Below are 24,690 nucleotides of genomic sequence, written 5' to 3'. Positions count from 1 at the left end.
GCAAGCCGTTTTTGGCGCATATTCTCTATTATATTTGATTACCTAACTAAACTATTATGATAAAAATCTACTTTAAAGGGCTTTTTGTTGCTTTTTTAATGGTAAATAGCTGTGCTGTACTGGCACAGGAAGTGCCAACGCCAAAATCGCATTTTGGTTTTGATATCGGCGACGATTATCAATTGGCCAATTATACCCAAACAGAAGCTTACTTTAAGAAACTCGTGGCAAGTTCTGACCGCATTAAACTGGTTGATATTGGCAAAACCGAAGAAGGCAGAAGCCAATATATGCTGATTGTTTCTTCACCCGAAAACCTGAAGAAATTGGACCGTTACAAAGAAATTTCGCAACAACTGGCGCATGCTGAAATTACACCCGAGCAGGCAAAAGCATTAGCCCAGGAAGGTAAAGCAGTAGTTTGGATAGATGGTGGTTTACATGCCAACGAAGTAGTGGGCGCACATCAACTAATCGAAACCGCTTATGAATTTGCCTCCAGAAAAGATCCGGAAACCCTGCGTATTTTGGATAATGTAATCGTTTTGTTTACCCATGCCAACCCTGATGGGCAAGAACTGGTGAGCAATTGGTACATGAGAGAGAAAGATCCCAAGAAAAGAACAACCTCAGGCTTACCCGTTTTATATGAAAAATATGCAGGCCATGATAATAACCGCGATTTCTTTATGCTAAACCTTAAAGAAACACAGAATATTGGTCGCCAGCTTTTTGTCGAATGGATCCCGCAGATTATGTATAACCACCATCAGGCTGGCCCGGCAGGAACTGTTGTTGCTGGGCCTCCCTACCGCGATCCGTTCAATTACGTTTTCGACCCAACCTTACTAACCAGTTTAGATGCGGTTGGTGCAGCCATGCACAACCGAATGAATGTGGAAAATAAACCTGGTTATACCCAACGCGGAGGATCAGTTTATTCTACCTGGTATAATGGCGGACTAAGAACCACCACTTATTTTCATAATATGATTGGGCTCTTGACCGAAATTATCGGGAACCCTACTCCTTCTGAAATTCCTTTGGTTCCTTCGCGTTTATTGCCAAGCGGCGATTCGCCAAACCCGATTACCCCGAGGAAATGGTACTTTAAAAACTCGATCGATTATTCGGTATCACTAAATTATGCTGTTTTAAATTATGCACAACGTTACCGCGATGAATTGTTGTATAACATTTATCAGATGGGCAGAAATTCAATAGAACGAGGTAAAAAAGATACCTGGTCGTTCTCTCCAAAGAAAATTGAAGCCATTAACAACGCTGCAAAAGGCGAAAAAGGTACCGCAATTGCGGGCGGAGATGCCGATTTTGGGCCAAGACGGCAGATCAGTATGAAAGCTTTTGATACGGTGATGAAAGCTCCGGCAAACAGAGATCCTCGCGGATATATTTTAAGTGCCGATCAACCTGATTTTAACTCTGCAGTTAAATTTTTAAATGCTTTGATCAGAACAGGGATTGTGGTTCAAAAAGCAACCGCTTCATTTACCGTTGCAGGGAAAAATTATCCTGCCGGAAGTTATGTCGTAAAAACCGATCAGGCTTTTCGTCCACACGTTTTGGATATGTTCGAACCTCAGGATCACCCGAACGATTTTAAATACGAAGGTGGTGCTCCAATTCCGCCATACGATGCTGCAGGATGGACATTAGCCTATTTAATGGATGTTAAATTTGATCGGATTCTCGACGATTTTTCTGGTCCGTTTGAGAAAAGTCCATATGGTGTTTTGTTGAAATCAGAAAACAAATTACCAAATGGATCGGGCTATGTGTTAAGTGCTGCACAAAATGATTCTTATACTGCGGTTAATGATTTATTAAAAAGCAAAGTTGAGGTTTACCGTTCGACTGAAAATGGCGATTTTTATGTTTCATCAGCAGGAAAAGCAATACTAGAAAAAGCGAATATCAAATTAAAAAGTGCGAATGCCCCAAAAGATAAAATTAAAATTTCTGCAGGAAGGATTGCCCTTTGGGATACTTACGGCGGCTCTATGGCTTCGGGCTGGGTGCGATTTTTAATGGAACAATATCATTATAACGCAACGGTAATTTATCCACAGGATATTGACGCGGGGAACTTAAAATCTAAATACGATGTAATTGTTTTTGTGAGCGGAGCCATACCGCCGGTACAAGGCGGAGGATTCGGAAACAGATCTTTCGGACCAAAGGCAGAAGAAATCCCTCAAGAATTTAGAAATCGTTTGGGTAGGATCACCGCCGACAAATCAATCCCTGAATTGAAGAAATTTTTGGAGGCAGGCGGCAATATTGTAACCATAGGTAGTAGCACCAATTTGGCCTATCATTTAAATCTTCCGGTTCGGAATGCAATGGTTGAAATTGTAAACGGAGAAGAAAAACGATTGCCTGCTGAAAAATATTATGTTCCAGGAAGTGTTCTAAATGTTGGTGTAGATACTACTTTACCAACCAATTGGGGCATGGAAAAGGAAGCTGATGTATATTTCGATAATAGCCCTGTTTTTAAGCTCACAGGCGATGCCATTGTGGCTGGAAAGATCAAACCTTTAATGTGGTTCGAAAATGCCACACCGCTGCGCAGCGGCTGGGCCTGGGGGCAGGCTTACCTGCAAGATGGTGTAACGGCCTTCGAAGCGAGGGTTGGTAAAGGCAAACTGCTTGCTTTTGGGCCTGAAATTGCTTTTAGGGCACAAACACATGGTACTTTTAAGCTGATATTTAACCAATTGTATAAATAAATTTGAGAAGCCGCTATCCTGAACGATAGTGGCTTTTTACTTTGGCCTTACTTTAGCCAACTGTAATCAGCTTAATTTTGTATTATGAAAGTAGAAATCTGGTCGGACGTAATGTGTCCGTTTTGCTATATCGGAAAAAGACATTTTGAACAGGCGATAGAAAAACTACCGTTCAAAAACGAGATTGAAGTCGATTGGAAAAGTTATCAGCTCAATCCTGAGTACCATAATACGAATAACGAAACAGTATACGATTACCTTTCGAGAAGCAAGGGAATGCCCATTGAACAGGCTAAACAAATGACCAAACAGGTAGCGGATATGGCTGCAAATGCTGGTTTGAAGATGGATTTTGATACGAATATTCCTGCAAATACATTTAACGCACATCGTTTGATCCATTTAGCAGCAAAACATAATCTTCAGGATTTAGCCGAAGAGAAACTGTTTGAAGCACATTTTGTGAACAGTAAAAATATCGGCGAAATTGATGTTTTGATTGATCTTGCTGTAGAAATTGGTTTGGATAAGGACGAGGCCAAATCGGTTTTGAATGGAAATGAATTTGCCGAAGCCGTTCGTTATGATATTTATGAAAGCCAGAATTTAGGGATCCGTGGTGTGCCTTATTTTGTAATGGACCGTAAATATGGTGTTTCGGGCGCTCAGCCTGTTCAGGCATTTACCGATGCACTTACCCAAAGTTTTGCCGAGTGGAAATCTGCCCAGCCAAAAACTACGCTTACTTCATTAAACAAAAATGATGATGCCGTTTGTGATGAAAATGGTTGTGAGATATAGCATTGTTTCCCGCAGATTACGCTGATCTCCGCAGATTTTTTCTGCGATAAATGTTGATCTGCGGTTTTTACAGATTAGTCGTCATCTCCTGAAGCGCAGCGCAATGGAGATGTCTATTCAAAACGGTCGTCTTTCCCGCGCAGGCGGGAATCTTAATGCAACCTGCGACCCTACTAAGGCATTACGATTCCCAATCAAGTTGGGAATGACGATTCCTCTATACCTGCCACCATCACTTTTGGTTCGGGAAGACAATAGCCCGGAATAAATGTTCGCATTAACCTATCATTCTTAACTACCGATTTTGATTCTTCAACGGCGTTAATAAATACTCTAAACCATTTACCCGGATTTCGAACATAGTAGCCATTAAATCGCCTAATTTCCCTTTTGGGAAGCCTTTATCCTTATACCACAGCAAATAACTTTCGGGGATATTACAGATCAGGTAACCTTTATACTTTCCATAAGGCATTTGCATTTTCACTAAATCGAGCAATAAGGTTGGATCTAACATTTTTGTTTTAAGGTAGTGCTGATAATTTAAAAAACATTAATTCAGTCAGTTCATTGACCGAATTAACGTTAATTGAGTCTGTCCGTTGACTGAATTAACGTTTTTAGTCAATAAGTTCTAAAGTTTGAATGGCTTCTTCAACAGTACTTATGTTATCGAAAGCAATCCTTAAGGTATTTTTTACTTCTTTTAAATTACACATACGCGGGTGGTTCTGCGCAAAAGTTAAAATCTTGGTAAAGGTATTCGAATCGAAATAAGCCGATTGTTTATCGCTTAAGAAATACCCGCGTAAACTATTTTTCTTAAAACTGATTTTCTCGAAGCCCAGTTTCTTGCCCAGCCACTGCAAGCGCACCACACTTAGCATCGTTTTTACTTGCGGCGGAACCGGACCGAAACGGTCGGCCAAATGTTTTTCAAAAATGGCTAATTCTGCTTCGTTATCAAGTTTAGAAAGCTCGGTATATAAATTGTAACGCTCGGTGATATTGGTGATGTATGCGTCAGGGATATACAATTCAAGGTCTGTATCTACCTGTGTAAAGCCCACAAACGGACGGGCAGGTTCATTTTCGAAGAGGCCTTTAAATTCTGCTTCTTTTAGTTCCTGAATAGCCTCATCCAATATTTTGTGGTACATTTCAAAACCAATTTCAGCAATGAAACCACTCTGCTCGGCACCCAATAAATTTCCACTTCCACGGATATCCAAATCGCGCATAGCTACATTAAAACCGCTTCCTAAGTCAGAAAACTCTTCAATAGCACTTAAACGTTTCCGTGCTTCAGAAGTTAAAGTAGATAAGGGTGGAGAAAGTAAATAACAGAAAGCTTTTTTGTTGCTCCTGCCTACCCGGCCACGCATCTGGTGCAAATCGCTCAAACCAAACATATGTGCATGGTTAATGATGATGGTATTGGCATTCGGAATATCTAAACCCGCTTCTATAATCGTGGTGGCTACCAGAACATCTTTTTCTCCATTAATGAAATCGAGCATTACATCTTCCAGTTGATCGCCATCTAGTTGGCCATGCGCAATACCGATTCTTGCTTTTGGAACCAGTTTCTGGATTAAGCCACCCAATTGCATCAGGTCGTTTACGCGGTTATGGATAAAGAAAACCTGTCCGCTGCGGTCTAATTCGAACTGAACGGCCTCTTGAATCAGTTTATCATTAAAAACATGTAATTCGGTACTAACCGGCTGGCGGTTTGGCGGTGGCGTGCTGATAATGGATAAATCTCTTGCGCCCATTAAAGAGAAATGCAGCGTTCTCGGGATCGGAGTTGCTGTAAGGGTTAAAGTATCAACATTTACCCTAACCGCTTTTAGCCTTTCTTTTGCAGTAACGCCAAATTTCTGCTCCTCATCAATAATCATGATGCCGAGATCCTTAAACTTTACATCCTTGCTCAGCAAACGGTGTGTGCCGATCAAAATATCAACTTTGCCTGCAGCTGCTTCGGCCAATGTATCCTTAATCTGTTTACTGGTTTTAAAACGGTTAATGTAATCAACGGTAACCGGGAAATCTTTTAAGCGTGAAGAAAAAGTTTTGAAATGCTGTAAGGCCAAAATAGTTGTTGGTACCAGAACCGCCGCTTGTTTTCCTTCTGCTACTGCTTTAAATGCCGCGCGTACGGCAATCTCTGTTTTTCCGAAGCCCACATCACCACACACTAAACGGTCCATTGGATGTGGCGATTCCATATCCTTTTTCACGTCTTGGGTAGCCTTTAACTGATCGGGTGTATCTTCGTAAATAAAAGAAGCCTCCAATTCTGTTTGTAAATAACTATCTGGAGAAAACGCGGTTCCTGCCTGGGTTTTGCGCAAAGCATAGAGCTTGATCAGGTCCCGGGCGATATCTTTAACTTTTTTTTTAGTAGTTTTTTTTAGCTTGTCCCAGGCATCAGTACCCAATTTATTCATCTTAGGCACTCCGCTTTCCTTACCGCTATATTTGGCAATGCGGTTTAACGAGTTGATGTTTACATAAAGTAGGTCGTTATCTGCATAAATTAAACGGATCATCTCCTGGGTTTTGCCGTTAACTTCTACTTTTTCCAATCCGGCATACTTTCCGATCCCATGGTCGATGTGGGTAACATAATCACCTGATTTAAGTTCCCTTAAATCTTTCAGGGTAATGGCCTGGCTTTTCTGATAGCCTTTTTTAAGTTTGTATTTGTAATATCGATCGAAAATCTGGTGATCGGTGTAAAATGCCGTTTGAATCTGCGGATCTACAAAACCTTCGCGCAGCATGCTATTGATCGGTGTAAACTTGGCTGTTTTATCAATATCCTCTAAAATGGCATATAAACGCTCAATCTGTTTTGGTGAATCGGTAAAAATAAAATTAACAATGCCTTCTTTTTCGTTTTCCTTAAGGTTATGGATAAGGAGATTAAAATCTTTGTTAAATGAAGGCTGTGGCTTGGTTTCAAATTCAAAGCGGTTGTCTGTTTTATAAAAAAACTGCTTCCCGAATTCGATGATTGGAAAATCCTGAAGATGATCGCCCAGTAACTTTTCGTCAGTAAAGGCAAATTTCGGATCAATCCATTCTGGGTTTTGGCTTTTATCTGCCGCTGGTAGCGCTTTCCACAGTTCAACAGCCTTTTTAAAGCCAGCTTTAACAATATCGAGGGTAAACTCTACATCCTTAAACCAGAGTTGTGTATCCTGGTCGATATAATCGAGGATGCTGATATTGCTTTCTGTTAAAAATTTTGCCTGAACATTAGGTACAATGGTAAGCGATTTAACATCGGCAACCGAAAGCTGACTTTCAATTTCAAAACTTCTGATACTTTCTACTTCATCACCAAAAAACTCAATGCGGTAAGGCAAATCAGAAGAGAAAGAAAATATATCTACAATGCCACCACGGATAGAAAATTGCCCTGGTTCGTAAACAAAGTCTCTTCGGTCGAAATCGTAATCAATTAAAAATTCGTTAATAAAATCGATGCCCAACTTGGCTCCCAAACTGATTTCTAAAGTGTTTTTTTCTAAAGCAGAGCGGTCAATCACCTTTTCGGCAATGGCTTCGGGGTAAGAAACTACAATTTTGCCATACTCCGAATCGTGATTCAATTCGTTCAGTACCTCTGCACGGGCCAGTACGTTTGCTGTATCTACCTGCGTAAAATCGAAAGATTTGCGGTACGAGGAAGGGAATAATAAAACCTGCTTTTCGAGCGCGCTTTCCAGGTCAGACTGAAAATATGCGGCTTCTTCCCGGTCTGGCAAAACGAACAGTAAGGGCTTGTGTAATAGGAAATAAGAAGAAAGGGCAACAATAGCATCAGCCGAACCCACCAATCCCTTTAATTGTATCTTTGGGTTTTTAGTGCTGTTCAACGCTTTGGTAAATTGAGTTACCCTATCGTCGGTTTTGTATCTGTTTATTAAATCGCGAATGTTCAAGGCACAAAAATAAGCTTATCTTTTAATATTAACCTGCAATTTGTGTAAAGGTTTTTTTAACTATTTTTGACGGGTTTGCCTACAAAAAACAATTTTGGGAAATAAATAACCACTTATTCTTAGATTGTATCGCAAGTTTGGTCGAAATATATCCCCCTTTCGTCGATTAAGGGCAAATTGATGTAACAAAGGTGGGGCTATAACCTCTAAATTATATAAAAAGTGAAACAATGAACAACATTAAGCGCTTTCCTTTAGAACTGGTTTTCTGGGTAACAGCATTAGTGTTATTGGCAACAGCGAATGGCCACGAACATCACTTCACGCTTTGTCCGCTAGCCAATTTGGGCTTTCAGGATTGGTGTCCGGGATGTGGCATAGGCAGGTCAATCAGTCATATTTTACATGGCGAGTTTACCGAAAGCTTTTCCGAACATTGGTTTGGGTTTCCGGCACTTTTGATTATAGTTTATAGAATTTACACATTGATAAAAAATAAAAATAAGTTTAAAATTTCAACTACAAATACATAGAAACCATGGATATATTTCAATCACCTCTAATGTCGTTACCAGGTATAACACCAGAGGAATACTCATATTTACAACAAGCAACAACAGGTTTAACTGAAGAGCAGTTGCGTAATTTCTTGATGGTTTATAGCAGTAAAAGAAAAAATCCATCTGACATGTTGATTTTCTGCTTAATCGGACTGTTTGCTGTTCCAGGCTTACAAAGGTTTATCATCGGTCAGATCGGAATGGGTATTTTATATCTTCTAACCGCAGGTTTATGTTTTATCGGATCGATTATCGATGTGGTAAATCACAAAACACTCGCTTTTGAACACAATCAGAAAATGGTTTTCGAAAGCTTACAGATGGTAAGAATGGGCGGTGGATTCCAGCAGGCAGGAAAATTCTAGGATAACTAATCTTGATATTTACATCCGTATCCAAATAAATTGGACGCGGATTTTTTCTGTTAAATGAAGTGTCGTACCTCAGCATTGACAGAAAAAGAAAACAATGAAATTTCTATATTTATAAAATGAAATTAGCTGAAATTACCAATTATTTAGAAAGCATAGCGCCGCTTAATTATCAGGAAGATTACGATAACTCTGGTTTAATAGTGGGCGATCCGAATATGGAAGTTCACGGTGCTTTGGTAGCTTTAGATTGCTTAGAAAAAATTGTAGATGAAGCGATTTCGACAGGCTGCAATCTGATTATAACCCATCACCCCATCGTTTTTAAAGGTTTAAAAAAGCTTAATGGCAAAAATTACGTAGAGCGCGTAGTATTAAAGGCAATCAGGAATAATATTGCACTTTATGCTATCCACACCAATCTTGATAGTATCCATACCGGTGTAAATGCGATGATTTGTGCGCGTTTGGGTTTAACTGGAACGAAAGTGCTATCGCCAAAAGCTGGTTTGTTGAAAAAACTGGTTACCTATTGCCCGCAGGCACAGGCAGAGCAATTACGATCGGCACTATTTTATGCGGGTGCAGGCAATATTGGCAACTATAGTGAGTGCAGTTTCAATGCCGATGGCTTTGGCACCTTTAAAGGTAACGAAGATGCTGATCCTTTTGTAGGTGAAAGAGGTGTTCGCCACCGCGAGGCCGAAGTGCGGATTGAAATGGTTTATCCTACACAATCTGAACGTAAAATTTTGGTTGCTTTGTTCGAGAACCATCCTTATGAGGAAGTGGCCTACGATATTTACAAACTCGAAAATAAACACCAATTGGTGGGTTCGGGCATGGTGGGCTGGCTGGAATACGATATGGATGCCTACGATTTTCTGCATCTGGTAAAAGATAGAATGCAGGCTAAAGTGGTTAGACATACGGAAGTAATTGGCAAAAGAATCAAAAAAGTGGCGGTTTGCGGCGGTTCCGGAAGCTTCCTGTTAAAAGAAGCCATTGCTGCCGGAGCAGATGCTTTTATTACCGCAGATTTTAAATATCACGAGTTTTTCGATGCTGAGGAAAAATTGATCATTGCTGACATCGGACACTTTGAAACTGAACAATTTACCTCAAATTTATTGCTTGAAATTATTCAGAAAAAATTTACTAACTTTGCAATCCGTTTAACGGAGCAAAATACAAACCCCATAAATTACTTGTTTTAATGGAACAAACCGTAGAACAAAAGCTAAAAGCTTTATACGAATTACAAAATATCCACACAAAAATTGATAAGATCCGCCAGGTACGTGGTGAATTACCAATGGAAGTTGCCGATCTTGAGGATGACGTTTTAGGATTAGAAACTAGAATTGCAAAAATCAAAGGAGAACTTGATGATCTGGAGGATTCAATCGTAACGCGTAAAAATACAATTAAAGATGCGCAAGCTGCCATCAAAAGATACGATTCTCAATTAAAAGAAGTTAAAAACAACCGTGAATACGATGCTTTAACGAAAGAAATTGAGATTCAAGGTTTAGATATTCAGGTTTCTGAAAAGAAAATTAAAGAACACGGTTTCGAAATCGCTTCTAAAACTGAAATCTATGAAGCTGCTAAAGCGGAGTTAGATGGCAGAAAGAAAGATTTAGAAGTTAAAAAAGGTGAACTTGATGTAATTACTGCAGAAACTGAAAAAGAAGAGCAGGATTTACAAAAGAAAGCTGATAAAGCCGAGCCACTGATTGAGGAGCGTTTATTGGTTGCCTACAAACGTTTACGCAAAAATGCAGTAAACGGTTTAGCAGTAGTAACAATCGATCGCGATTCTTGCTCGGGTTGTTTTAACCAGATTCCACCACAACGTCAGTTAGATATCCGCCAACGTAAAAAAATTATCGTTTGCGAACACTGCGGTCGTATTTTGGTTGATGAAGCTTTAACGCACGAAGTAGCAGAAGCTTAATTCGCATCATAAAATTATTAGAACGTCCCGATTAAACCGGGACGTTTTTTGTTTAGGCCAATTTTCTGGCGTATACACAAAACAAGAATATGATTTTAACGTTTTATGTAGATATTTGTTTAAATGTGAACTACTACTGCTCTGGTGCAGGATCAAACTGAAATATATTCCCGAATGACTAAAATCTTCTTTGTTTTTGCGTTTTCTGCTCTTCTCCTGCTTCCAGCATCCTTATTTGCAAATTTCGACTTTAACAACAATTGCTTAAATGCTTATAAAAGTATATTCGAACTTAAGTTAGGCAATGCGAAGGCTTATATCTCTACAGAGAAAAAACAACACCCCAATAATTCCATTATTCCGCTTTTAGAAAATTATGTAGATTATTTTACGGTTTTAACTTCTGAGAGTAAAGCCGATTTCGATCGTTTAAAGGTTAATAAATCTGCACGCTTAGATCAAATAAGTGATGACGATAAAAGCTCTCCCTATTATCTTTACGCACAGGCAGAAATTAATTTGCAATGGGCGTTAATCCGTGGGCGCTTTGGTGAATATTTTAATGCCGCAATGGAAGTTAAGAAAGCCAACAGCCTTTTGCAGGAAAACAATAAGAAGTTCCCCAATTTTCACCTCAACTTAAAAGGCTTGGGGCTGATTAATGCTGTTTTGGGCAATCTTCCGGATGGAGCATTAAAAACGGCACTATCTACTTTTGGAATTAAAGGAAATCTTCAGAACGGATTAAATATGTTCGAAAAACTGGCCGACAACCTACCGAAATCTTCCTACGAGCCTTTTTACGAGGAAGTAGTGTTTTACTATGCCTATGTATTAACCGATGTGGCACATAGCCCACAGGCATATGCAAAAACCATAAAATATACCGAACGGATTGCCGATACCAGCTTATTAAAAAGTTATTTGCAGAGTTATGTATGCATTAAAAACGGACATAGCGAAGAAGCTATTGCTATTTTGGCAAAGCGGCCAGAGGGAGGAGTATACCAACCTTTTCCTTATTTAGATTATCTGGAGGGTATTGCCCATCTGAACAAACTAGACTTTAATGCGGCAGCTCATTTTAACCGCTTTTTGCAGACAACGAAAGGCGTTAATTTTGTGAAGGACGCTTACCTTCATTTAGGCTGGATCGCTCTTCTGAAGGGAGATAAAGAAGGATATGGGGCATTTGCAGCAAAGGCAGTTAAAAACGGATACACCTACATGGAAAAAGATAAGCAGGCTAAAGCCGAAGCTGCTTCAGGAACGCCAACCATTGATCTTTTAAAAGCCAGACTGTTGTTTGATGGCGGTTATTTAAACAGGGCCCTGCAGATCCTTGCAGATAAAAAAGTAACGGATTATAGCAACGATAAAGACAAAACGGAATTAAATTACCGTTTGGGCAGAATTTATGATGATTTAGGGAAAGATGATCAAGCGTTAGCAGCTTATCAGGAGACGATTAACGAAGGAAAAAACCTGAAATATTATTTTGCTGCAAACGCTGCGGTGCAGATGGGCAAGGTTTATGAAAGAAGGAAAAATATTGCGAAAGCAAAAGAGGCTTTCAATATTGCCATTGCCATGAAAAATCATGAGTTTGAAAGCAGTATTGAAAGCCAGGCCAGGGCCGGTTTAAAACGGTTAGCCAATTAGAAACGGTGTATAAAAGCATTAATGTGCATGCCAGCTCCTACAGATGCAAAGACAGCTACATCGCCAGGCTTAACTTTATAGCCTTTAACTTCACCTTTTAATACCAGGTCTAACAAGGTAGGTATAGTGGCAACCGAACTGTTTCCTAACCATGAAATTGTCATTGGGACTAAGTTTTCGGGCACGGTATCTTTTCCATAAAGCTTGAACAGACGTTTCATGATGGCGGTATCCATTTTTCCGTTGGCCTGGTGAACGAATACAATATTTACATCTTCAACACTTAGGCCTGCTTTATCGATAGCTTTTTTAATGACCTGTGGCACCTGGACTACCGCAAACTCGTACAGTTTACGTCCATTCATTTTCAGGTAAAAGTTTCCACTGGTTTCATCAGGATGCGATCCTTTGCCCATAGTGAGCAAATTACCATGGTTTACGGCGTGCGTTTCTGTTTTGTGGGCTAATATTCCTCTTTTTTCTTCTGACTCTTCGGCTTCAAAGATTACAGCTCCGGCACCATCCGAAAAGATCATACTATCACGGTCATGTGGATCGATAATACGGCTTAAGGTTTCTGCACCAATAACCATAACACGTTTTGCATCTCCGCTTTTAATATAATAATCTGCCTGTATTGCACCTTGCACCCATCCTGGGCAACCAAAAATGATGTCGTATGCAACACAGTCTGGATTTTGAATACCTAGTTGTTGTTTTACCTTTGAGGCTAAAGACGGCAAAATATCAATGCGGTTGCTGCCCAAAGGGATGTCGCCAAAATTATGACAAAATATAATATAGTCTAAGGTTTCTTTATCAATACCTGCGTTTTCTATAGCTTTTTCTGCAGCCTTTGCGCCGATATGATTGCTTAACTGCTCGGGGCATGCGTAGCGCCGTTCCACGATTTCCGTAATTTCAGAGAATTTATGAATAATCTCTGAGTTCTCTTTTTCCAGCCGGTTCCCATTCTCAAAAAATGTAGAATTCAAGAATTCGTTGCCGGAAATAATATTCTGTGGAATGTAACTTCCAGTTCCGGCAATTACCGTATTTATCACTTTGCTCATAATTATAATACCGCATACTAAAACGGTATGTAGTATAAAAATATCAATTATATTCGATAATCGAAAATATATTAAATTTTAGCGTAGCTTATTTTCTATTGCGAATTTTAATAACCCTGCTTTCCCGCTTACATTTAGCTTCTGTGCCATGTTTTTCCGGTGCGTATCAACAGTGTTTAAAGCTATAAATAATTTTTGGGCAATTTGCTGGGAAGAGTAGTCTTCGCTGATCAATTGCAGGATTTCCATTTCTCTCGTAGTTAAATTGTGGCTTTTTTGAAAATGATCTCCATCGTTAAATACTGAGGGCTGAACATCGGGTTTTGTTTTCTGGAAATATTTTTCACCTAACTGTAAATCGGATATAATTGTAAACAGCGTTTCTGCATCGGTATCTTTTTGAACAAAAGCTTTTACCCCTATACTTTCTAGTTTGGCTGCTAATTTAACCGTATAATACATCGATAATACCATAATTTTTACCGAGGGAAATAGTTGCCTTATTTTTTCGGCTGCAATTTCTCCATCTAAAACAGGCATGTTCAGATCAAGGATTAGAATATCGGGTATTTGGTGATTTAACAGATGCAGGATTTCCTTTCCGTTTGACGCCGTACCAATAACCTTAAAGTTGGGCTGTTCTGAAAGGATGGCCGATAATCCTTCGGCAAACAGTTTATGATCATCTGCGATCATTAATGTGGTCGGTTTTTGTTCCATCGTGTCCATTATTTCAGCGGTATATCAATAGCGATTGTTGTACCATTCGGATTACTGTCTACCTGGATTTTCCCGTTCAGATAGTTTACCCTTGAGCGTATATTCTGCATGCCTAGTCCCGTTTTATCCTCTTCCTGACTAAAGCCAATACCATTGTCTTCAGCCATAATATTGATCCCTTCATTAAAAGATAACATCTGGATGGTTGCTTTGGTCGCCAAAGAGTGCCTGTTGATGTTATTTACCAATTCATTAACGATACGGTAAATGGTAATTTCCATGTTGCTTTCGATGGGATGTTCTACTTGATAAACAAATTCGAAAGCAATTTTACCCGAATGGTTTAAGGAAATAAAATTTTCTTTAAGCGTTTCGATCAAGCCCAGTTGTTCAAAGTTTTTAGGCATTAAATTATGCGAAATTTCCCTTAAATCGGTACAGGCCTTTTCGATCATGCTAATGGTTTGATTATAAAATGCACGTTCATTTTCAGGTAGTTTTAAAACCTTGTGTTGAAAGGCCGTGATGTTTAATTTAATAATGGAGAGCGTGCCGCCTAAATCATCATGCAGATCGCGGGCAAGCCGGGTTCTTTCATCTTCCTGCGCATTAAAAATGCCATCTGCCAGATCTACCTGATGTTTACTCTTTTCTTCCAGCAGGATTTCTTTTTCTTTTTTTAGAAAATTATAACGCTGTGTTAATGCAAATGAAAGGAAAATGATTTCGGCTGTTAAACCCACCACTAAACCATTTGGCTTTAGCAGGTTAAAATTGGTTAGCCCCAGCGTATTAAAAACATAATTGAAAACGCCAAATAACAACATCAATGTAGCAATAAAATAGTACCAACCCAGCTTATACCCTGCCCTGATCCTTTCAACTACACATACAATAATCACGATAACAGTGAGCAACGCCAGGAAATTGTTGATATAAAAAACGGTTTTTTCTAAGATGATAAATGATTTGAACAGCATAAACACTGGTATAATCGACATGGCCCAACAGAACCGCTTATAATAGTTGGTAAAGCGGTATAAGCGACTATTGGATTGATTCTGGTTTACAAATAGTTGCATTACCTGAATCAGTAAACCACAGCTCAATGATGCCATAATTAACCGCATATAATCCTGGAGACCTGGTAAGTTTGGGTAAAACCATTGAAAAGCCAAGCCCTCTTCTTCCAAAATAAAAATTAAGGTACAGAAAATGTAAATCGCATAATATAGGTGGATATTATCTCTAACAGAGGCAAACAGTAATAGGTTAAATATTACAGCAAAAACAAAAATTCCGGTATAAAATCCAAATAATGTATGTTGTGGAATTTCTGCCTGAATAATATCAACGTCGCGCCCAATAGACATCGGCATGTACATATTCTGCCCACGTTTATCAGCCCATAAATAGAAAGTTGCTTTTTCATGGGGCAAAAGAACTATTGGGTAGATAAAGCTTCTATTGCGATACGGACGTTGTTTAAAAGGAAAATGATCGCCGGTTAAGCCTAGCGGATAAATCTTCCCAAGCTCGTCCACTTTAAACAGCTGAAGCTGGTTAATGCTTGAGCTCTGCTCCTTAAACATAAGGTGTACTGCTTGTTCGAGGGTATTTTCTATATCAAAAGCAACCCAGTAATAAGATTGGGTATAGCCTTTACTAAAAACTTTTCTTGGTATTAGTGGGGTGAGTTTGCCAGCCTGCTTATATTTTATAATAGAATCGATGTTCAGGTTTAAATTTTTGTCCTCATAGAAATACCCATGCTCACTGATGTTGAATTTTTTGGCCGTATCTATTAAAATGGGGCTGCCCTGTTGCGCAAAGCATACCTGTAATTGAAATAGGAGAAATAAGAATAGAAAAAAAACTTTGTTCATTGATGAGAGAATTAGTGGCATTCTTTAACTGCCAATCAATATTTCATAAATATAAGATATAAAATAAACACTAAATATACCGAGTAAAGGGTATATAAAATCACTTTGGCTATCGATTACTTTTATATCAAACTAAACGACTTAAAAATGAAAAACTTCTTAGCTATTATTTGACTCCTGTTTATAGTACAGATGGCAAATGCCCAATCGTATGTTTTGAGGAGAGAATACGCCTGATGATATATATTGGTTAAATGCCCTTGGAAAGTTGGTGGTGAAAAGATCACGGGGCAGATAATGAAAACGCTTATAAGTATGGGTTAAATTTTATCACCTATATCATTTTATGGTTTCCTTTTAAACTAATAACCTATTAATTAATTAAAACACGAATCATGAAAAAACTCATTGCAATAATCATTTTATTTATTTGTTATACACATGTTAATGCCCAGATAACAAAAGTAACCACACAAGAACTTTATAAAGCATTTAAACAAGACCGTGTTCATTTTGCCGGTATATTGAGCAGGTTTGGTGGTGGAGGTAACTGCGCTTCGGTGGCGCTCATAAAGGCATCAATAGGAACTTTTGGAATTAATGGTGTTTTTAAAGGGGTAAAAACCGACTCGACGGCAAAAATGGTTTACATTAAAAGAAGAGATGATAAAACCATTGTACTTTCTTTTGATAGGTTAAATTTCGCAAAAAAACATTTTTTTATTAAAAGGCAAACTGATGCTATTTCAAAAAAAATTAGTGATTATGCTGCATTTTGTTTTGCTGTAATGTGCAGGGCCAAACAATTGGAAATGGGATACGATGCAAATTATTTTTACCGGGGAGTGGATAAACTTAACAAGGGACAAAATGCCTCTGAAATATACAATATGTTGGGTTTGCAAAAGGTTATTGTTAATGATCTGAGCATTAGCAATATTAAAAAATATTCAAATCTTGTTTTATACAATGCCCCGCATGCTGTATATAGCAGTAATGGTTATTATGATGAATTTTTTATTGGAACCCAAACAGGCATTGAACCTTTGGAAAGATTAAGTCAATTTCACTGTAAAACGGCAAATGGTTGTCCAATTTTAGGCGCATACGCACTCAAATAATTGATGTTGCAATTAACTAAAATCATCAATCAGAAACACAAAAAGCTCTTTAGGTCCATGTGCACCTAAAACTAATGTCTTTTCAATATCGGCCGTTCTGCTAGGGCCGGTAATGTTACTGATCATGGAAGGGATCTGGTTGCCATACTTGTTTTTCAACAATTGAAAGGCATCTTTAAGATCCAAAACCAGTTGGCTTGTTTTTGCAATTACAATGTGATGATGTGGAAAGATGCTGAGCCTTCTTCCTGCGGCGCCTTGGTTAGTTACCATTACACTTCCATTACGGGCAATTAAGGCTTCGCAAAGGGTAATACCTACCTCTGCCTGTTCAAAATCTTTATCGGTTTGGTAAAAAGGAAATTCATATTTGCTTAAAAACTGCTGAAGTTCTGGTTCCCAGCAGTATATTTTTCGCCATTTAAACTTATCGGCCAGCTGCAGCATATTTTCAAAAAAATCAATCCCGTCTTCGCAGAAGATAAAGTTACCGGATATGGCCGTAAGCTGTTCGGCAAATAATACCTCTAGCTCATCTGTATTTTTTTTGTACAATGGGCTTTCTTCTAAATTAGGATAAGGGTTTTCGCGCTTCTCCAATAGTGCTTTCCTTATCTTTTTTAGTATTTGTTCTTTCGCTGTCGTATTATCCTTCATTATAAAAAAAAGCTACCCTAATAATTAAACTAGGGTAGCAAATGTAATAATAGAAATTATTTATTTATGCTTCTACCGGAGTAATATGTCCGGGAGTTCCGCTTTCTCCTTGGTTTTCGAATAATCGTTTACCAAAAATCACTTCTAAATCGTCTTTGAATAAAACTTCTTTTTCGATCAAGATGTCGGCCAATTGGATTAATTTATCTTTGTTTTCTTCTAATAAACTAATTGCCCTTTGGTATTGGCCCTCAATTAATGCCGAAATTTCTTTATCGATCGTTAAAGCAGTATCTTCTGAATATGGTTTAGAGAAATTATACTCGTTCTGACCCGATGAGTCGTAATAAGTAATGTTTCCTAATTTATCGTTCAGACCATAAATGGTAACCATTGCTCTCGCTTGTTTATTTACTTTTTCCAGATCGCTTAGTGCACCTGTGGAAATAGTATCGAACATCACTTTTTCAGCTGCCCTACCACCCATCGTTGCACACATTTCATCGAGCATTTGGTGAGGGCGAACAATTAAGCGTTCTTCAGGCAGGTACCAGGCAGCACCTAAGCTCTGTCCGCGTGGAACAATTGTAACCTTAACTAAAGGCGCTGCGTGTTCTAACAACCAGCTTACGGTGGCGTGACCAGCCTCGTGAATCGCAATAGCACGTTTTTCGCTTGGCGTAATGATTTTGTTTTTCTTTTCTAAACCACCTACAATTCTATCTACAGCGTCTAAGAAATCTTGCTTATCAACTGCCGATTTATTTTTACGGGCTGCGATTAATGCCGCTTCGTTACAAACATTGGCAATGTCTGCTCCTGAGAATCCTGGAGTTTGTTTTGCTAAAAATTCGGTATCAAGCTCTTCTGATTTTTTAAGCGGAGCAATATGGACTTCGAAAATTTGTTTACGCTCTATAACATCTGGTAAATCAACATAAATCTGTCTGTCGAAACGACCAGCCCTTAATAACGCCTTATCTAAAACATCAGCACGGTTGGTTGCGGCTAAGATAATAACATGTGTATTGGTGCCAAAACCATCCATTTCAACCAAAAGCTGGTTTAAGGTGTTTTCGCGTTCATCATTTCCACCCATTACACCATTTTTACCACGGGCACGGCCAATAGCATCGATTTCATCAATAAAGATAATACAAGGCGATTTATCTTTCGCCTGTTTAAATAAGTCGCGCACACGAGATGCACCTACCCCTACAAACATCTCCACAAAATCAGATCCTGAGAGAGAAAAGAAAGGAACCTGGGCCTCACCTGCAACAGCTTTGGCCAATAAGGTTTTACCGGTACCAGGCGAACCTACAAGTAAAGCACCTTTAGGAATTTTTCCACCCAGATCAGTGTATTTTTTAGGGTTTTTAAGGAAATCTACAATTTCCATTACCTCTGTTTTTGCTTCTTCTAAACCTGCAACATCGTTGAAAGTAATGTTTACCTGGCTTTCTTTATCAAACAAAGTTGCTTTTGATTTTCCGATACTGAAGATCTGACCGCCGCCGCCAGCACCGCCGCCCATTCTGCGCATCATAAAAATCCAGAAACCGATTAAAAGCAATACTGGTAAAATAATGCTTAAGAACCAGCTAGCCAACGGATTGCTGCGGCTGGTTTTCTCTGCCAGTACCCTTGGTTGGTTAGCAGGAAGATCCTTTTGCGAATCGGCAAGTTGTTTATCAAGCCCATCCATCGTTCCGGCATTAAAATATACAACAGGACTAGCATTGTTACTGTTTACATTAAAAGTGCTATTACTTTTATAAGCATCATAAAGCTTCTTCTTGTCTAAACTGTCTTTTTTAATGTAAACCTCTACACGTACTAAATCGTCTGATTTATAGGCAACAACTTTCTGAACGTCACCTTTAAGTAACATCTGTTGTTCAAACTTTTGGTAGGTAACCTCTTTACCGCCGTCGGTAGTAAATAAAAACTGTGCTGCAATAATGGCTATAATAATGGCCGCATACACCCAGAAAATATTAAATTTTGATCCTTTTTGTGGTTTTTTAGGGATGTTTGGAATTCTTTTTCCCTGTTTTTCGTTGGTATTTTGATTGTCGTTCATTTGTCTTTGTCAAAATGGTTCTATTAGGTTATGCGCTTTGATAATTTGTGCTTTCTGCATCCCCCCAAAGTTCTTCTATGCCATAAAAGTGGCGCTTTTCGGTTTTAAAAATGTGCACAACCACATCGAAATAATCAAGAATAATCCAATCTGCTGATTCGAAACCTTCCTTATGTCTTGGATCGGCCTGAGTAGCTTTATATATTTCTTTTTCTACACTATCGGCAATAGCTTTTACCTGAGTACCGGAGTTGGCGCTCGCTATAATAAAGTAATCAGCCACTGAAGTATGAATATTTCTAAGATCTAACCGCACTATATCTTCTCCTTTTTTCTCCTGTATGCCGTGAACGGCTAACTCCGAAAGGTATGTAGAAAGGGCTACTATTTTCTTTTTTACCATTAAAATGCTTTAATTTTGGAATTACAATATTATAAATTCAACACTTGCAAAATAACACTTTTTCGACATTATTTGTTGGTCAAAATTTAATCAAATTAAAAGAAGTTGATTCTACTAATAACTTTTTAAAAGATTTGGTGTCAAAATCCGAGCCATTAGCCGAAGGGACTGTAATTATGGCAGATAATCAGTTTGCCGGAAGAGGACAGCAAGAAAGCGTTTGGCAAACCCAGGCAGGGAAAAATATCAGTACAAGCATTTATTTAAAGCCTTCTTTTTTGCCGCTCAATAAACAGTTTTATTTAAATATTGCCGTTAGTTTGGCCGTTAGTGATGCTTTATCTTGTTTTGTTCCGAACGGGATAAAGGTAAAATGGCCCAATGATATGTATTACCATAATAAGAAATTAGGTGGGATATTAATCGAAAATACACTGACAGGCAATTCTATTAAATCATCAGTAATTGGCATTGGTTTAAATATAAATCAATCAGAATTTTCAGATAACATCAGCCAACGTGCTACTTCCGTCATTCAAATTTTACAAAGAGATGTCCCTTTAATGGATATTATGGAGAAATTGTTCATATTTATGGAAAAATACTACTTAATTTTGAGGGCCGGAAAATATAGTATTTTACAAAACGATTACCTTTCAAGGCTTTACAACTTTAACATTCCGGCGTTGTATATACAAAATGGAGCGTTTTTTGAAGGAACTATTAAAGGAGTTGAAGACAGCGGTAAACTAAGCGTTAGTACAAAAAACGGCTTAAAAGTCTTTAACTTTAAAGAAATAGAATTTACACACACAAAATAAACACATAATGAAAAAAATCACCCTGGTGCTTTCGATGGTACTTTTTACCATTGCTGGTGCATTTGCCCAAATTGAAAAGCCTGTTACTTGGGCCTACTCTGCAAAGAAAGTAAGTAAAACGGAAGCTATCATCTACTTAAAAGCTACAATTGATGACAGATGGCATATTTATTCTCAGAATGTAAAAGACGGAGGACCGGTAAAAACTACTTTTACTTTTGCGCCATCTAAAGATTTCAGCCTGGTAGGCAAAACAATTGAGCCAAAAGCAATTGTTAAATACGAAAGTACATTTAAAATGAATGTAAGTTATTTCGAAAAAGTGGTAATTTTTCAGCAAAAAATTAAACTAAACAAAGCAACTACAGCAGTTAAAGGTGTAGTAGAGTTTATGGTTTGTAATGATAAACAGTGTCTTCCACCAGAAGAAGTTGAGTTCAGCATTCCGGTTAAATAGTTGACATCAAAATATTTACAAACAGTCCCGAATTTTCGGGACTGTTTCTTTTTAAAGTAAAATCTACGTGGTGTAGTGGTTAAAAAAAAATCGTTTCTAAAATTATTCTTAATTTCACGGTTTCAAAATACACACACAAAACACACAAATGAAAAAGGTTTTATTATTGTTGTTAATGGCTACAATGTTTATTGCATTTCCAGCCGTTAAGAGTTACGCCATTGTAACACAAGATACCACGGCAACTGCTCCTCCCGATGATATTGTTTTTACCGAAGTAGGTTCAGCACAGGATAGTGCTGCAAATAAGCAGGTAAAAACGGAAAAAGATACCCTTAAAAAGGATACGGCTAAAGTAGAAAAAGCTAAGATAGCTGGCAAAGATGCTCCGAAACAATCACTTTGGGTAACTTTTGGTTTAGGCCTTTTGGCGGGTATTGCCGCTTTTTTCCTTCCATGTATTTTCCCAATGGTTCCGCTTACTGTTGGTTTTTTTACCAAAAGAGCAGAAAGTAGAGCAAAAGGAATCAGGAGTGCTGTTATTTATGGCTTATCAATCATTGTTATTTATGTAGGCTTAGGCGTAATTATTACTTTGATCTGGGGTGCTAGTGCATTAAATGAAATATCGACCGATGGATTTTTTAATATTTTCATCTTCCTTATATTAATTGTTTTCGGCGTATCTTTTTTGGGCGCTTTCGAAATTACGCTGCCGAGTTCATTTGTAAATAAACTCGATGCTAAATCAGATGCTAAAGGCTTAAGCGGTATATTTTTTATGGCCGCAACTTTAGCTGTTGTTTCTTTCTCGTGTACCGGACCGCTAATCGGAACCTCATTGGTTGCCATTAATACCGATTTGCTAACACCAGTGGTGGTCATGTTCGGCTTCTCCTTATCGTTAGCTGTAATTTTTACGATGTTTGCCATTTTCCCTAGTTTAATGACGGGTTTGCCAAAATCTGGCGGATGGTTAAACTCAATTAAAGTTTTCCTTGGTTTCTTAGAATTGGGTTTATCATTAAAGTTCCTTTCAACAGCCGATCTGGCTTATCACTGGGGAATACTGGACCGTGAGATATTCTTAGCCATATGGATTGTACTTGCCTTAATTTTGGGCGTTTATTTATTGGGAAAAATTAAGTTCTCTCATGATAGCGACCTACCTTATGTATCGGTACCGAGGTTGTTTATTGCAACAGCTACTTTTGTATTTGCCATTTATCTCATCCCGGGCTTATGGGGAGCCCCTTTAAAAGCAGTGAGTGCACTGGTGCCCCCGCTTTCTACCCAGGATTTTATAATCGGACAGGATAGTGGCGGTGGATCAAACCAAACTGCGGCAACTAGTCACGCTAAACGTAAATATGCTGATTTCTTGCATATTCCCCATAATATTGATGGGTTTTTCGATTATCAGGAAGCACTCGCTTATGCTAAAGAGGTAAAAAAACCATTGTTTTTAGATTTCACCGGTCATGGATGTGTAAATTGCAGAGAAATGGAAGCCAGGGTTTGGTCTGACCCAAGGGTACTTAAAAAATTGAAAGAAGATTATATTGTAGTATCGCTTTATACAGATGATAAAACAAGTTTACCTGCCGCAGAACAATTTGATTCTAAAATTTTAGGCACAAAAGTGAACACTGTTGGTAAAAAATTCAAACATTTGCAGGCCGAAAGATTTAATACCATTTCGCAACCATATTATGTACTTTTGGGTACTGATGAAAAAGAATTAGTTTCGCCTCCTATTGGAGTAGAATTTGATATAGATAAATATTTGCAATATCTGGATAATGGGTTATCAGAATTTGCTAAGAAACAAACAAATGAATAAGATTAAGAACATTGGTGTTTTAACCTCTGGTGGCGATTCGCCAGGCATGAACGCTGCAATCAGGGCTGTAGTTAGGGGCTCTATTTATTATGACATTGAGGTAACCGGATTTCTCCGTGGCTACGAAGGCTTAATCCACAATGATTTTATCCCTATGGACCGCAAATCTGTAGCGAATATTATTCAACGTGGAGGTACTATTTTAAAAACGGCCCGTAGCGAAGCATTCAAAACCGTAGAAGGCAGAAAAATAGCTTACGAAAACCTAAAAGCCAATGGAATTGATGCCTTGGTTGTAATTGGTGGTGATGGAACATTTACCGGTGCCAATATTTTTTCTAAAGAGTTCGATTTTCCGATTGTAGGCCTACCAGGTACCATTGATAACGATTTAGCAGGTACCGATTTTACTATTGGATACGACTCTGCCATTAATACGGTTATCGATGCAGTAGATAAAATCAGAGATACGGCTGAATCACACGACAGGCTTTTTATTGTAGAGGTAATGGGTCGCGACTCTGGCTTAATTGCTTTAAGAAGTGGAATTGGCGTTGGTGCCGAAGCCATCATGATCCCTGAAGCAAACATGAATGCAGACGATATATTGCATAAATTGGAGCATAGCCGTAAAGATAAAGCATCGAAAATTATTATTGTTGCTGAAGGTGATGATACTGGTGGCGCATTTAAGGTTGGCGAAATTTTGCAGGAAAAATACCCGCATTACGATACAAAGGTTTCTGTTTTAGGCCATATTCAACGCGGGGGCAAACCTACCTGTATGGATCGTGTATTGGCCAGCCGCTTAGGTGTAGCTGCGGTTGAGGGCTTAATTAATGGTGAAAGTGGCGTAATGGCAGGTCAGATTAACCGGGAAATCGTTTTTACCCCTTTTGATCATGCGATAAAGCACATTAATGCCGAGAAGGTAAGCTCTAAATGGTTAAAGCTAATCGACATTCTTTCGTTTTAAACGAAAATAGCATATAAAAGAAAAGTCTTTCCCGCACCGGAAAGACTTTCTTGTTTTTGCTTAGTTTCGCAATAAGCAAATTTCTTAATCTTCTAAAATAACAGCTGTACCATTGGCACTTACCATAAGCATGCTTCCTCCACTGCCTACGGTCTCGTAATCTAAATCAACACCAACAATAGCATTTGCACCAAGAGCGGCTGCATATTGCTGCATTTCGTTTACTGCAGTATCTTTTCCCTCTCTTAAAACGCGTTCGTAAGAACTCGATCTACCTCCTACTATATCTGTTATTCCGGCAAATAAATCTTTAAAAATATTTGCGCCAATAATTGTTTCTCCGGTAACAAGACCAATATATTTTACAATTTTTCTGCCCTCAACTGTGGGCGTTGTAGTTACTAACATAGCTTCAGTTTTAATAATTAGAACAATTTTTTTTCGAAATGTTACATTTTTTATAAAAGCCAGTTCGCTTTTATACTCATCAATGGTCCATGTTAAATCAAGCAAAATACATTTTGCCTGAATAAATTTATGTAATCGGTAATGCTTTTGCATCAATATTTAAAATTACGATT

The 24,690-nt window shown here is 38.4% G+C and carries 21 protein-coding genes; 12 read left to right on the top strand and 9 right to left on the bottom strand.

What is annotated here, in order from left to right; translation table 11 throughout:
* Window positions 1-56: 56 nt before the first annotated feature.
* On the top strand, window positions 57-2,753 hold the full coding sequence (locus tag H9N25_RS20125; RefSeq protein WP_190327021.1) for a M14 family metallopeptidase: 2,697 nt from the start codon (window positions 57-59) through the stop codon (window positions 2,751-2,753).
* Window positions 2,754-2,837: 84 nt separating this feature from the next.
* Entirely contained in the window at window positions 2,838-3,554 is a 717-nt protein-coding gene (locus H9N25_RS20120; protein ID WP_190327020.1) for a DsbA family oxidoreductase, read from the top strand.
* Between the two features lie 295 nt (window positions 3,555-3,849).
* Here the strand turns inward: H9N25_RS20120 and H9N25_RS20115 are convergent, their stop codons facing one another.
* On the bottom strand, window positions 3,850-4,071 hold the full coding sequence (locus tag H9N25_RS20115; protein WP_029274918.1) for a DUF3820 family protein: 222 nt from the start codon (window positions 4,069-4,071) through the stop codon (window positions 3,850-3,852).
* Window positions 4,072-4,174: 103 nt separating this feature from the next.
* A complete protein-coding gene (gene mfd, locus H9N25_RS20110; RefSeq protein WP_190327019.1) occupies window positions 4,175-7,513 on the bottom strand; it encodes a transcription-repair coupling factor in 3,339 nt (1,112 codons plus the stop codon).
* A 230-nt stretch (window positions 7,514-7,743) separates the two neighbouring features.
* On the opposite strand from mfd, the gene H9N25_RS20105 reads away from it, so the two are divergent.
* The 5 genes from H9N25_RS20105 to H9N25_RS20085 all read left to right on the top strand — a co-directional run bounded on the left by H9N25_RS20105 (window position 7,744) and on the right by H9N25_RS20085 (window position 12,066).
* The gene (locus tag H9N25_RS20105) at window positions 7,744-8,046 is read left to right on the top strand and encodes a DUF2752 domain-containing protein (protein ID WP_167295890.1); all 303 of its coding nucleotides are present in this window, start codon (window positions 7,744-7,746) and stop codon (window positions 8,044-8,046) included.
* Window positions 8,047-8,051: 5 nt separating this feature from the next.
* Window positions 8,052-8,438: a TM2 domain-containing protein gene (locus H9N25_RS20100; RefSeq protein ID WP_090497432.1), complete on the top strand. Its 387-nt coding sequence runs from the start codon at window positions 8,052-8,054 to the stop codon at window positions 8,436-8,438.
* A 125-nt stretch (window positions 8,439-8,563) separates the two neighbouring features.
* Window positions 8,564-9,661, top strand: coding sequence for a Nif3-like dinuclear metal center hexameric protein (locus H9N25_RS20095; RefSeq protein WP_190327018.1), 1,098 nt, complete (start codon window positions 8,564-8,566; stop codon window positions 9,659-9,661).
* Window positions 9,661-10,404, top strand: a complete 744-nt coding sequence (locus tag H9N25_RS20090) for a zinc ribbon domain-containing protein (RefSeq protein WP_167295888.1) — start codon at window positions 9,661-9,663, stop codon at window positions 10,402-10,404. Before H9N25_RS20095 ends, H9N25_RS20090 begins: the two co-directional genes overlap by 1 nt.
* 174 nt (window positions 10,405-10,578) lie before the next feature.
* A complete protein-coding gene (locus tag H9N25_RS20085) occupies window positions 10,579-12,066 on the top strand; it encodes a YfgM family protein (protein ID WP_190327017.1) in 1,488 nt (495 codons plus the stop codon).
* On the opposite strand, the gene H9N25_RS20080 is transcribed toward H9N25_RS20085, so the two are convergent.
* The 3 genes from H9N25_RS20080 to H9N25_RS20070 all read right to left on the bottom strand — a co-directional run bounded on the left by H9N25_RS20080 (window position 12,063) and on the right by H9N25_RS20070 (window position 15,745).
* Window positions 12,063-13,139 carry a 3-oxoacyl-ACP synthase III family protein gene (locus tag H9N25_RS20080; RefSeq protein WP_190327016.1) on the bottom strand — a complete coding sequence of 359 codons (1,077 nt, stop codon included), beginning with the start codon at window positions 13,137-13,139 and terminating at the stop codon, window positions 12,063-12,065. The two genes, H9N25_RS20085 and H9N25_RS20080, sit on opposite strands and share 4 nt — an antisense overlap.
* Before the next feature lie 78 nt (window positions 13,140-13,217).
* Entirely contained in the window at window positions 13,218-13,859 is a 642-nt protein-coding gene (locus H9N25_RS20075) for a response regulator transcription factor (protein ID WP_167295885.1), read from the bottom strand.
* A gap of 8 nt (window positions 13,860-13,867) precedes the next feature.
* The gene (locus H9N25_RS20070) at window positions 13,868-15,745 is read right to left on the bottom strand and encodes a sensor histidine kinase (protein ID WP_190327015.1); all 1,878 of its coding nucleotides are present in this window, start codon (window positions 15,743-15,745) and stop codon (window positions 13,868-13,870) included.
* Window positions 15,746-16,140: 395 nt separating this feature from the next.
* Between H9N25_RS20070 and H9N25_RS20065 the strand changes: the two genes are divergently transcribed.
* The gene (locus tag H9N25_RS20065) at window positions 16,141-16,866 is read left to right on the top strand and encodes a hypothetical protein (protein ID WP_167295883.1); all 726 of its coding nucleotides are present in this window, start codon (window positions 16,141-16,143) and stop codon (window positions 16,864-16,866) included.
* 12 nt (window positions 16,867-16,878) lie between these two features.
* Here H9N25_RS20065 and H9N25_RS20060 read toward each other — a convergent pair whose 3' ends face one another.
* The 3 genes from H9N25_RS20060 to rsfS form a co-directional block, all read right to left on the bottom strand.
* A complete protein-coding gene (locus H9N25_RS20060; RefSeq protein WP_167295882.1) occupies window positions 16,879-17,523 on the bottom strand; it encodes a LutC/YkgG family protein in 645 nt (214 codons plus the stop codon).
* Window positions 17,524-17,587: 64 nt separating this feature from the next.
* Window positions 17,588-19,609 (bottom strand): ATP-dependent zinc metalloprotease FtsH, encoded by a 2,022-nt coding sequence (gene ftsH / locus H9N25_RS20055; RefSeq protein ID WP_167295881.1) that lies wholly within the window; start codon window positions 19,607-19,609, stop codon window positions 17,588-17,590.
* A gap of 28 nt (window positions 19,610-19,637) precedes the next feature.
* On the bottom strand, window positions 19,638-20,012 hold the full coding sequence (gene rsfS / locus H9N25_RS20050) for a ribosome silencing factor (protein WP_057930976.1): 375 nt from the start codon (window positions 20,010-20,012) through the stop codon (window positions 19,638-19,640).
* Between the two features lie 44 nt (window positions 20,013-20,056).
* Between rsfS and H9N25_RS20045 the strand changes: the two genes are divergently transcribed.
* The 4 genes from H9N25_RS20045 (at window position 20,057) to pfkA (ending at window position 24,109) form a co-directional block, all read left to right on the top strand.
* Complete coding sequence (locus H9N25_RS20045) at window positions 20,057-20,833, top strand: biotin--[acetyl-CoA-carboxylase] ligase (protein ID WP_190327014.1); 777 nt, start codon at window positions 20,057-20,059, stop codon at window positions 20,831-20,833.
* A gap of 7 nt (window positions 20,834-20,840) precedes the next feature.
* A complete protein-coding gene (locus tag H9N25_RS20040; RefSeq protein WP_190327013.1) occupies window positions 20,841-21,290 on the top strand; it encodes a protein-disulfide reductase DsbD domain-containing protein in 450 nt (149 codons plus the stop codon).
* A 148-nt stretch (window positions 21,291-21,438) separates the two neighbouring features.
* Window positions 21,439-23,133: a protein-disulfide reductase DsbD family protein gene (locus tag H9N25_RS20035; protein WP_190327012.1), complete on the top strand. Its 1,695-nt coding sequence runs from the start codon at window positions 21,439-21,441 to the stop codon at window positions 23,131-23,133.
* Window positions 23,126-24,109 (top strand): 6-phosphofructokinase, encoded by a 984-nt coding sequence (gene pfkA / locus H9N25_RS20030; protein ID WP_190327011.1) that lies wholly within the window; start codon window positions 23,126-23,128, stop codon window positions 24,107-24,109. The genes H9N25_RS20035 and pfkA overlap by 8 nt, the downstream gene beginning before the upstream one ends.
* A gap of 84 nt (window positions 24,110-24,193) precedes the next feature.
* Here pfkA and H9N25_RS20025 read toward each other — a convergent pair whose 3' ends face one another.
* Window positions 24,194-24,670, bottom strand: coding sequence for a heavy metal-binding domain-containing protein (locus tag H9N25_RS20025; RefSeq protein ID WP_456238506.1), 477 nt, complete (start codon window positions 24,668-24,670; stop codon window positions 24,194-24,196).
* Between the last annotated feature and the right edge of the window lie 20 nt (window positions 24,671-24,690).

The sequence above is a fragment of the Pedobacter riviphilus genome (genome assembly GCF_014692875.1).
Classification (GTDB): Bacteria; Bacteroidota; Bacteroidia; order Sphingobacteriales; family Sphingobacteriaceae; genus Pedobacter; species Pedobacter riviphilus.
The sequence above is the reverse complement of the archived record's forward strand: the minus strand, read 5'-3'. Positions and strand labels throughout refer to the sequence as shown.

Excerpts from the sequence above, each read along its gene's own strand:
- H9N25_RS20125 (WP_190327021.1), top strand. The coding sequence starts at position 57 with ATGATAAAAATCTACTTTAAAGGGCTTTTTGTTGCTTTTTTAATGGTA.
- H9N25_RS20120 (WP_190327020.1), top strand. The coding sequence starts at position 2,838 with ATGAAAGTAGAAATCTGGTCGGACGTAATGTGTCCGTTTTGCTATATC.
- H9N25_RS20115 (WP_029274918.1), bottom strand. The coding sequence starts at position 4,071 with ATGTTAGATCCAACCTTATTGCTCGATTTAGTGAAAATGCAAATGCCT.
- H9N25_RS20105 (WP_167295890.1), top strand. The coding sequence starts at position 7,744 with ATGAACAACATTAAGCGCTTTCCTTTAGAACTGGTTTTCTGGGTAACA.
- H9N25_RS20100 (WP_090497432.1), top strand. The coding sequence starts at position 8,052 with ATGGATATATTTCAATCACCTCTAATGTCGTTACCAGGTATAACACCA.
- H9N25_RS20095 (WP_190327018.1), top strand. The coding sequence starts at position 8,564 with ATGAAATTAGCTGAAATTACCAATTATTTAGAAAGCATAGCGCCGCTT.
- H9N25_RS20090 (WP_167295888.1), top strand. The coding sequence starts at position 9,661 with ATGGAACAAACCGTAGAACAAAAGCTAAAAGCTTTATACGAATTACAA.
- H9N25_RS20085 (WP_190327017.1), top strand. The coding sequence starts at position 10,579 with ATGACTAAAATCTTCTTTGTTTTTGCGTTTTCTGCTCTTCTCCTGCTT.
- H9N25_RS20080 (WP_190327016.1), bottom strand. The coding sequence starts at position 13,139 with ATGAGCAAAGTGATAAATACGGTAATTGCCGGAACTGGAAGTTACATT.
- H9N25_RS20075 (WP_167295885.1), bottom strand. The coding sequence starts at position 13,859 with ATGGAACAAAAACCGACCACATTAATGATCGCAGATGATCATAAACTG.
- H9N25_RS20070 (WP_190327015.1), bottom strand. The coding sequence starts at position 15,745 with ATGAACAAAGTTTTTTTTCTATTCTTATTTCTCCTATTTCAATTACAG.
- H9N25_RS20065 (WP_167295883.1), top strand. The coding sequence starts at position 16,141 with ATGAAAAAACTCATTGCAATAATCATTTTATTTATTTGTTATACACAT.
- H9N25_RS20060 (WP_167295882.1), bottom strand. The coding sequence starts at position 17,523 with ATGAAGGATAATACGACAGCGAAAGAACAAATACTAAAAAAGATAAGG.
- ftsH (WP_167295881.1), bottom strand. The coding sequence starts at position 19,609 with ATGAACGACAATCAAAATACCAACGAAAAACAGGGAAAAAGAATTCCA.
- rsfS (WP_057930976.1), bottom strand. The coding sequence starts at position 20,012 with ATGGTAAAAAAGAAAATAGTAGCCCTTTCTACATACCTTTCGGAGTTA.
- H9N25_RS20040 (WP_190327013.1), top strand. The coding sequence starts at position 20,841 with ATGAAAAAAATCACCCTGGTGCTTTCGATGGTACTTTTTACCATTGCT.
- H9N25_RS20035 (WP_190327012.1), top strand. The coding sequence starts at position 21,439 with ATGAAAAAGGTTTTATTATTGTTGTTAATGGCTACAATGTTTATTGCA.
- pfkA (WP_190327011.1), top strand. The coding sequence starts at position 23,126 with ATGAATAAGATTAAGAACATTGGTGTTTTAACCTCTGGTGGCGATTCG.
- H9N25_RS20025 (WP_456238506.1), bottom strand. The coding sequence starts at position 24,670 with ATGCAAAAGCATTACCGATTACATAAATTTATTCAGGCAAAATGTATT.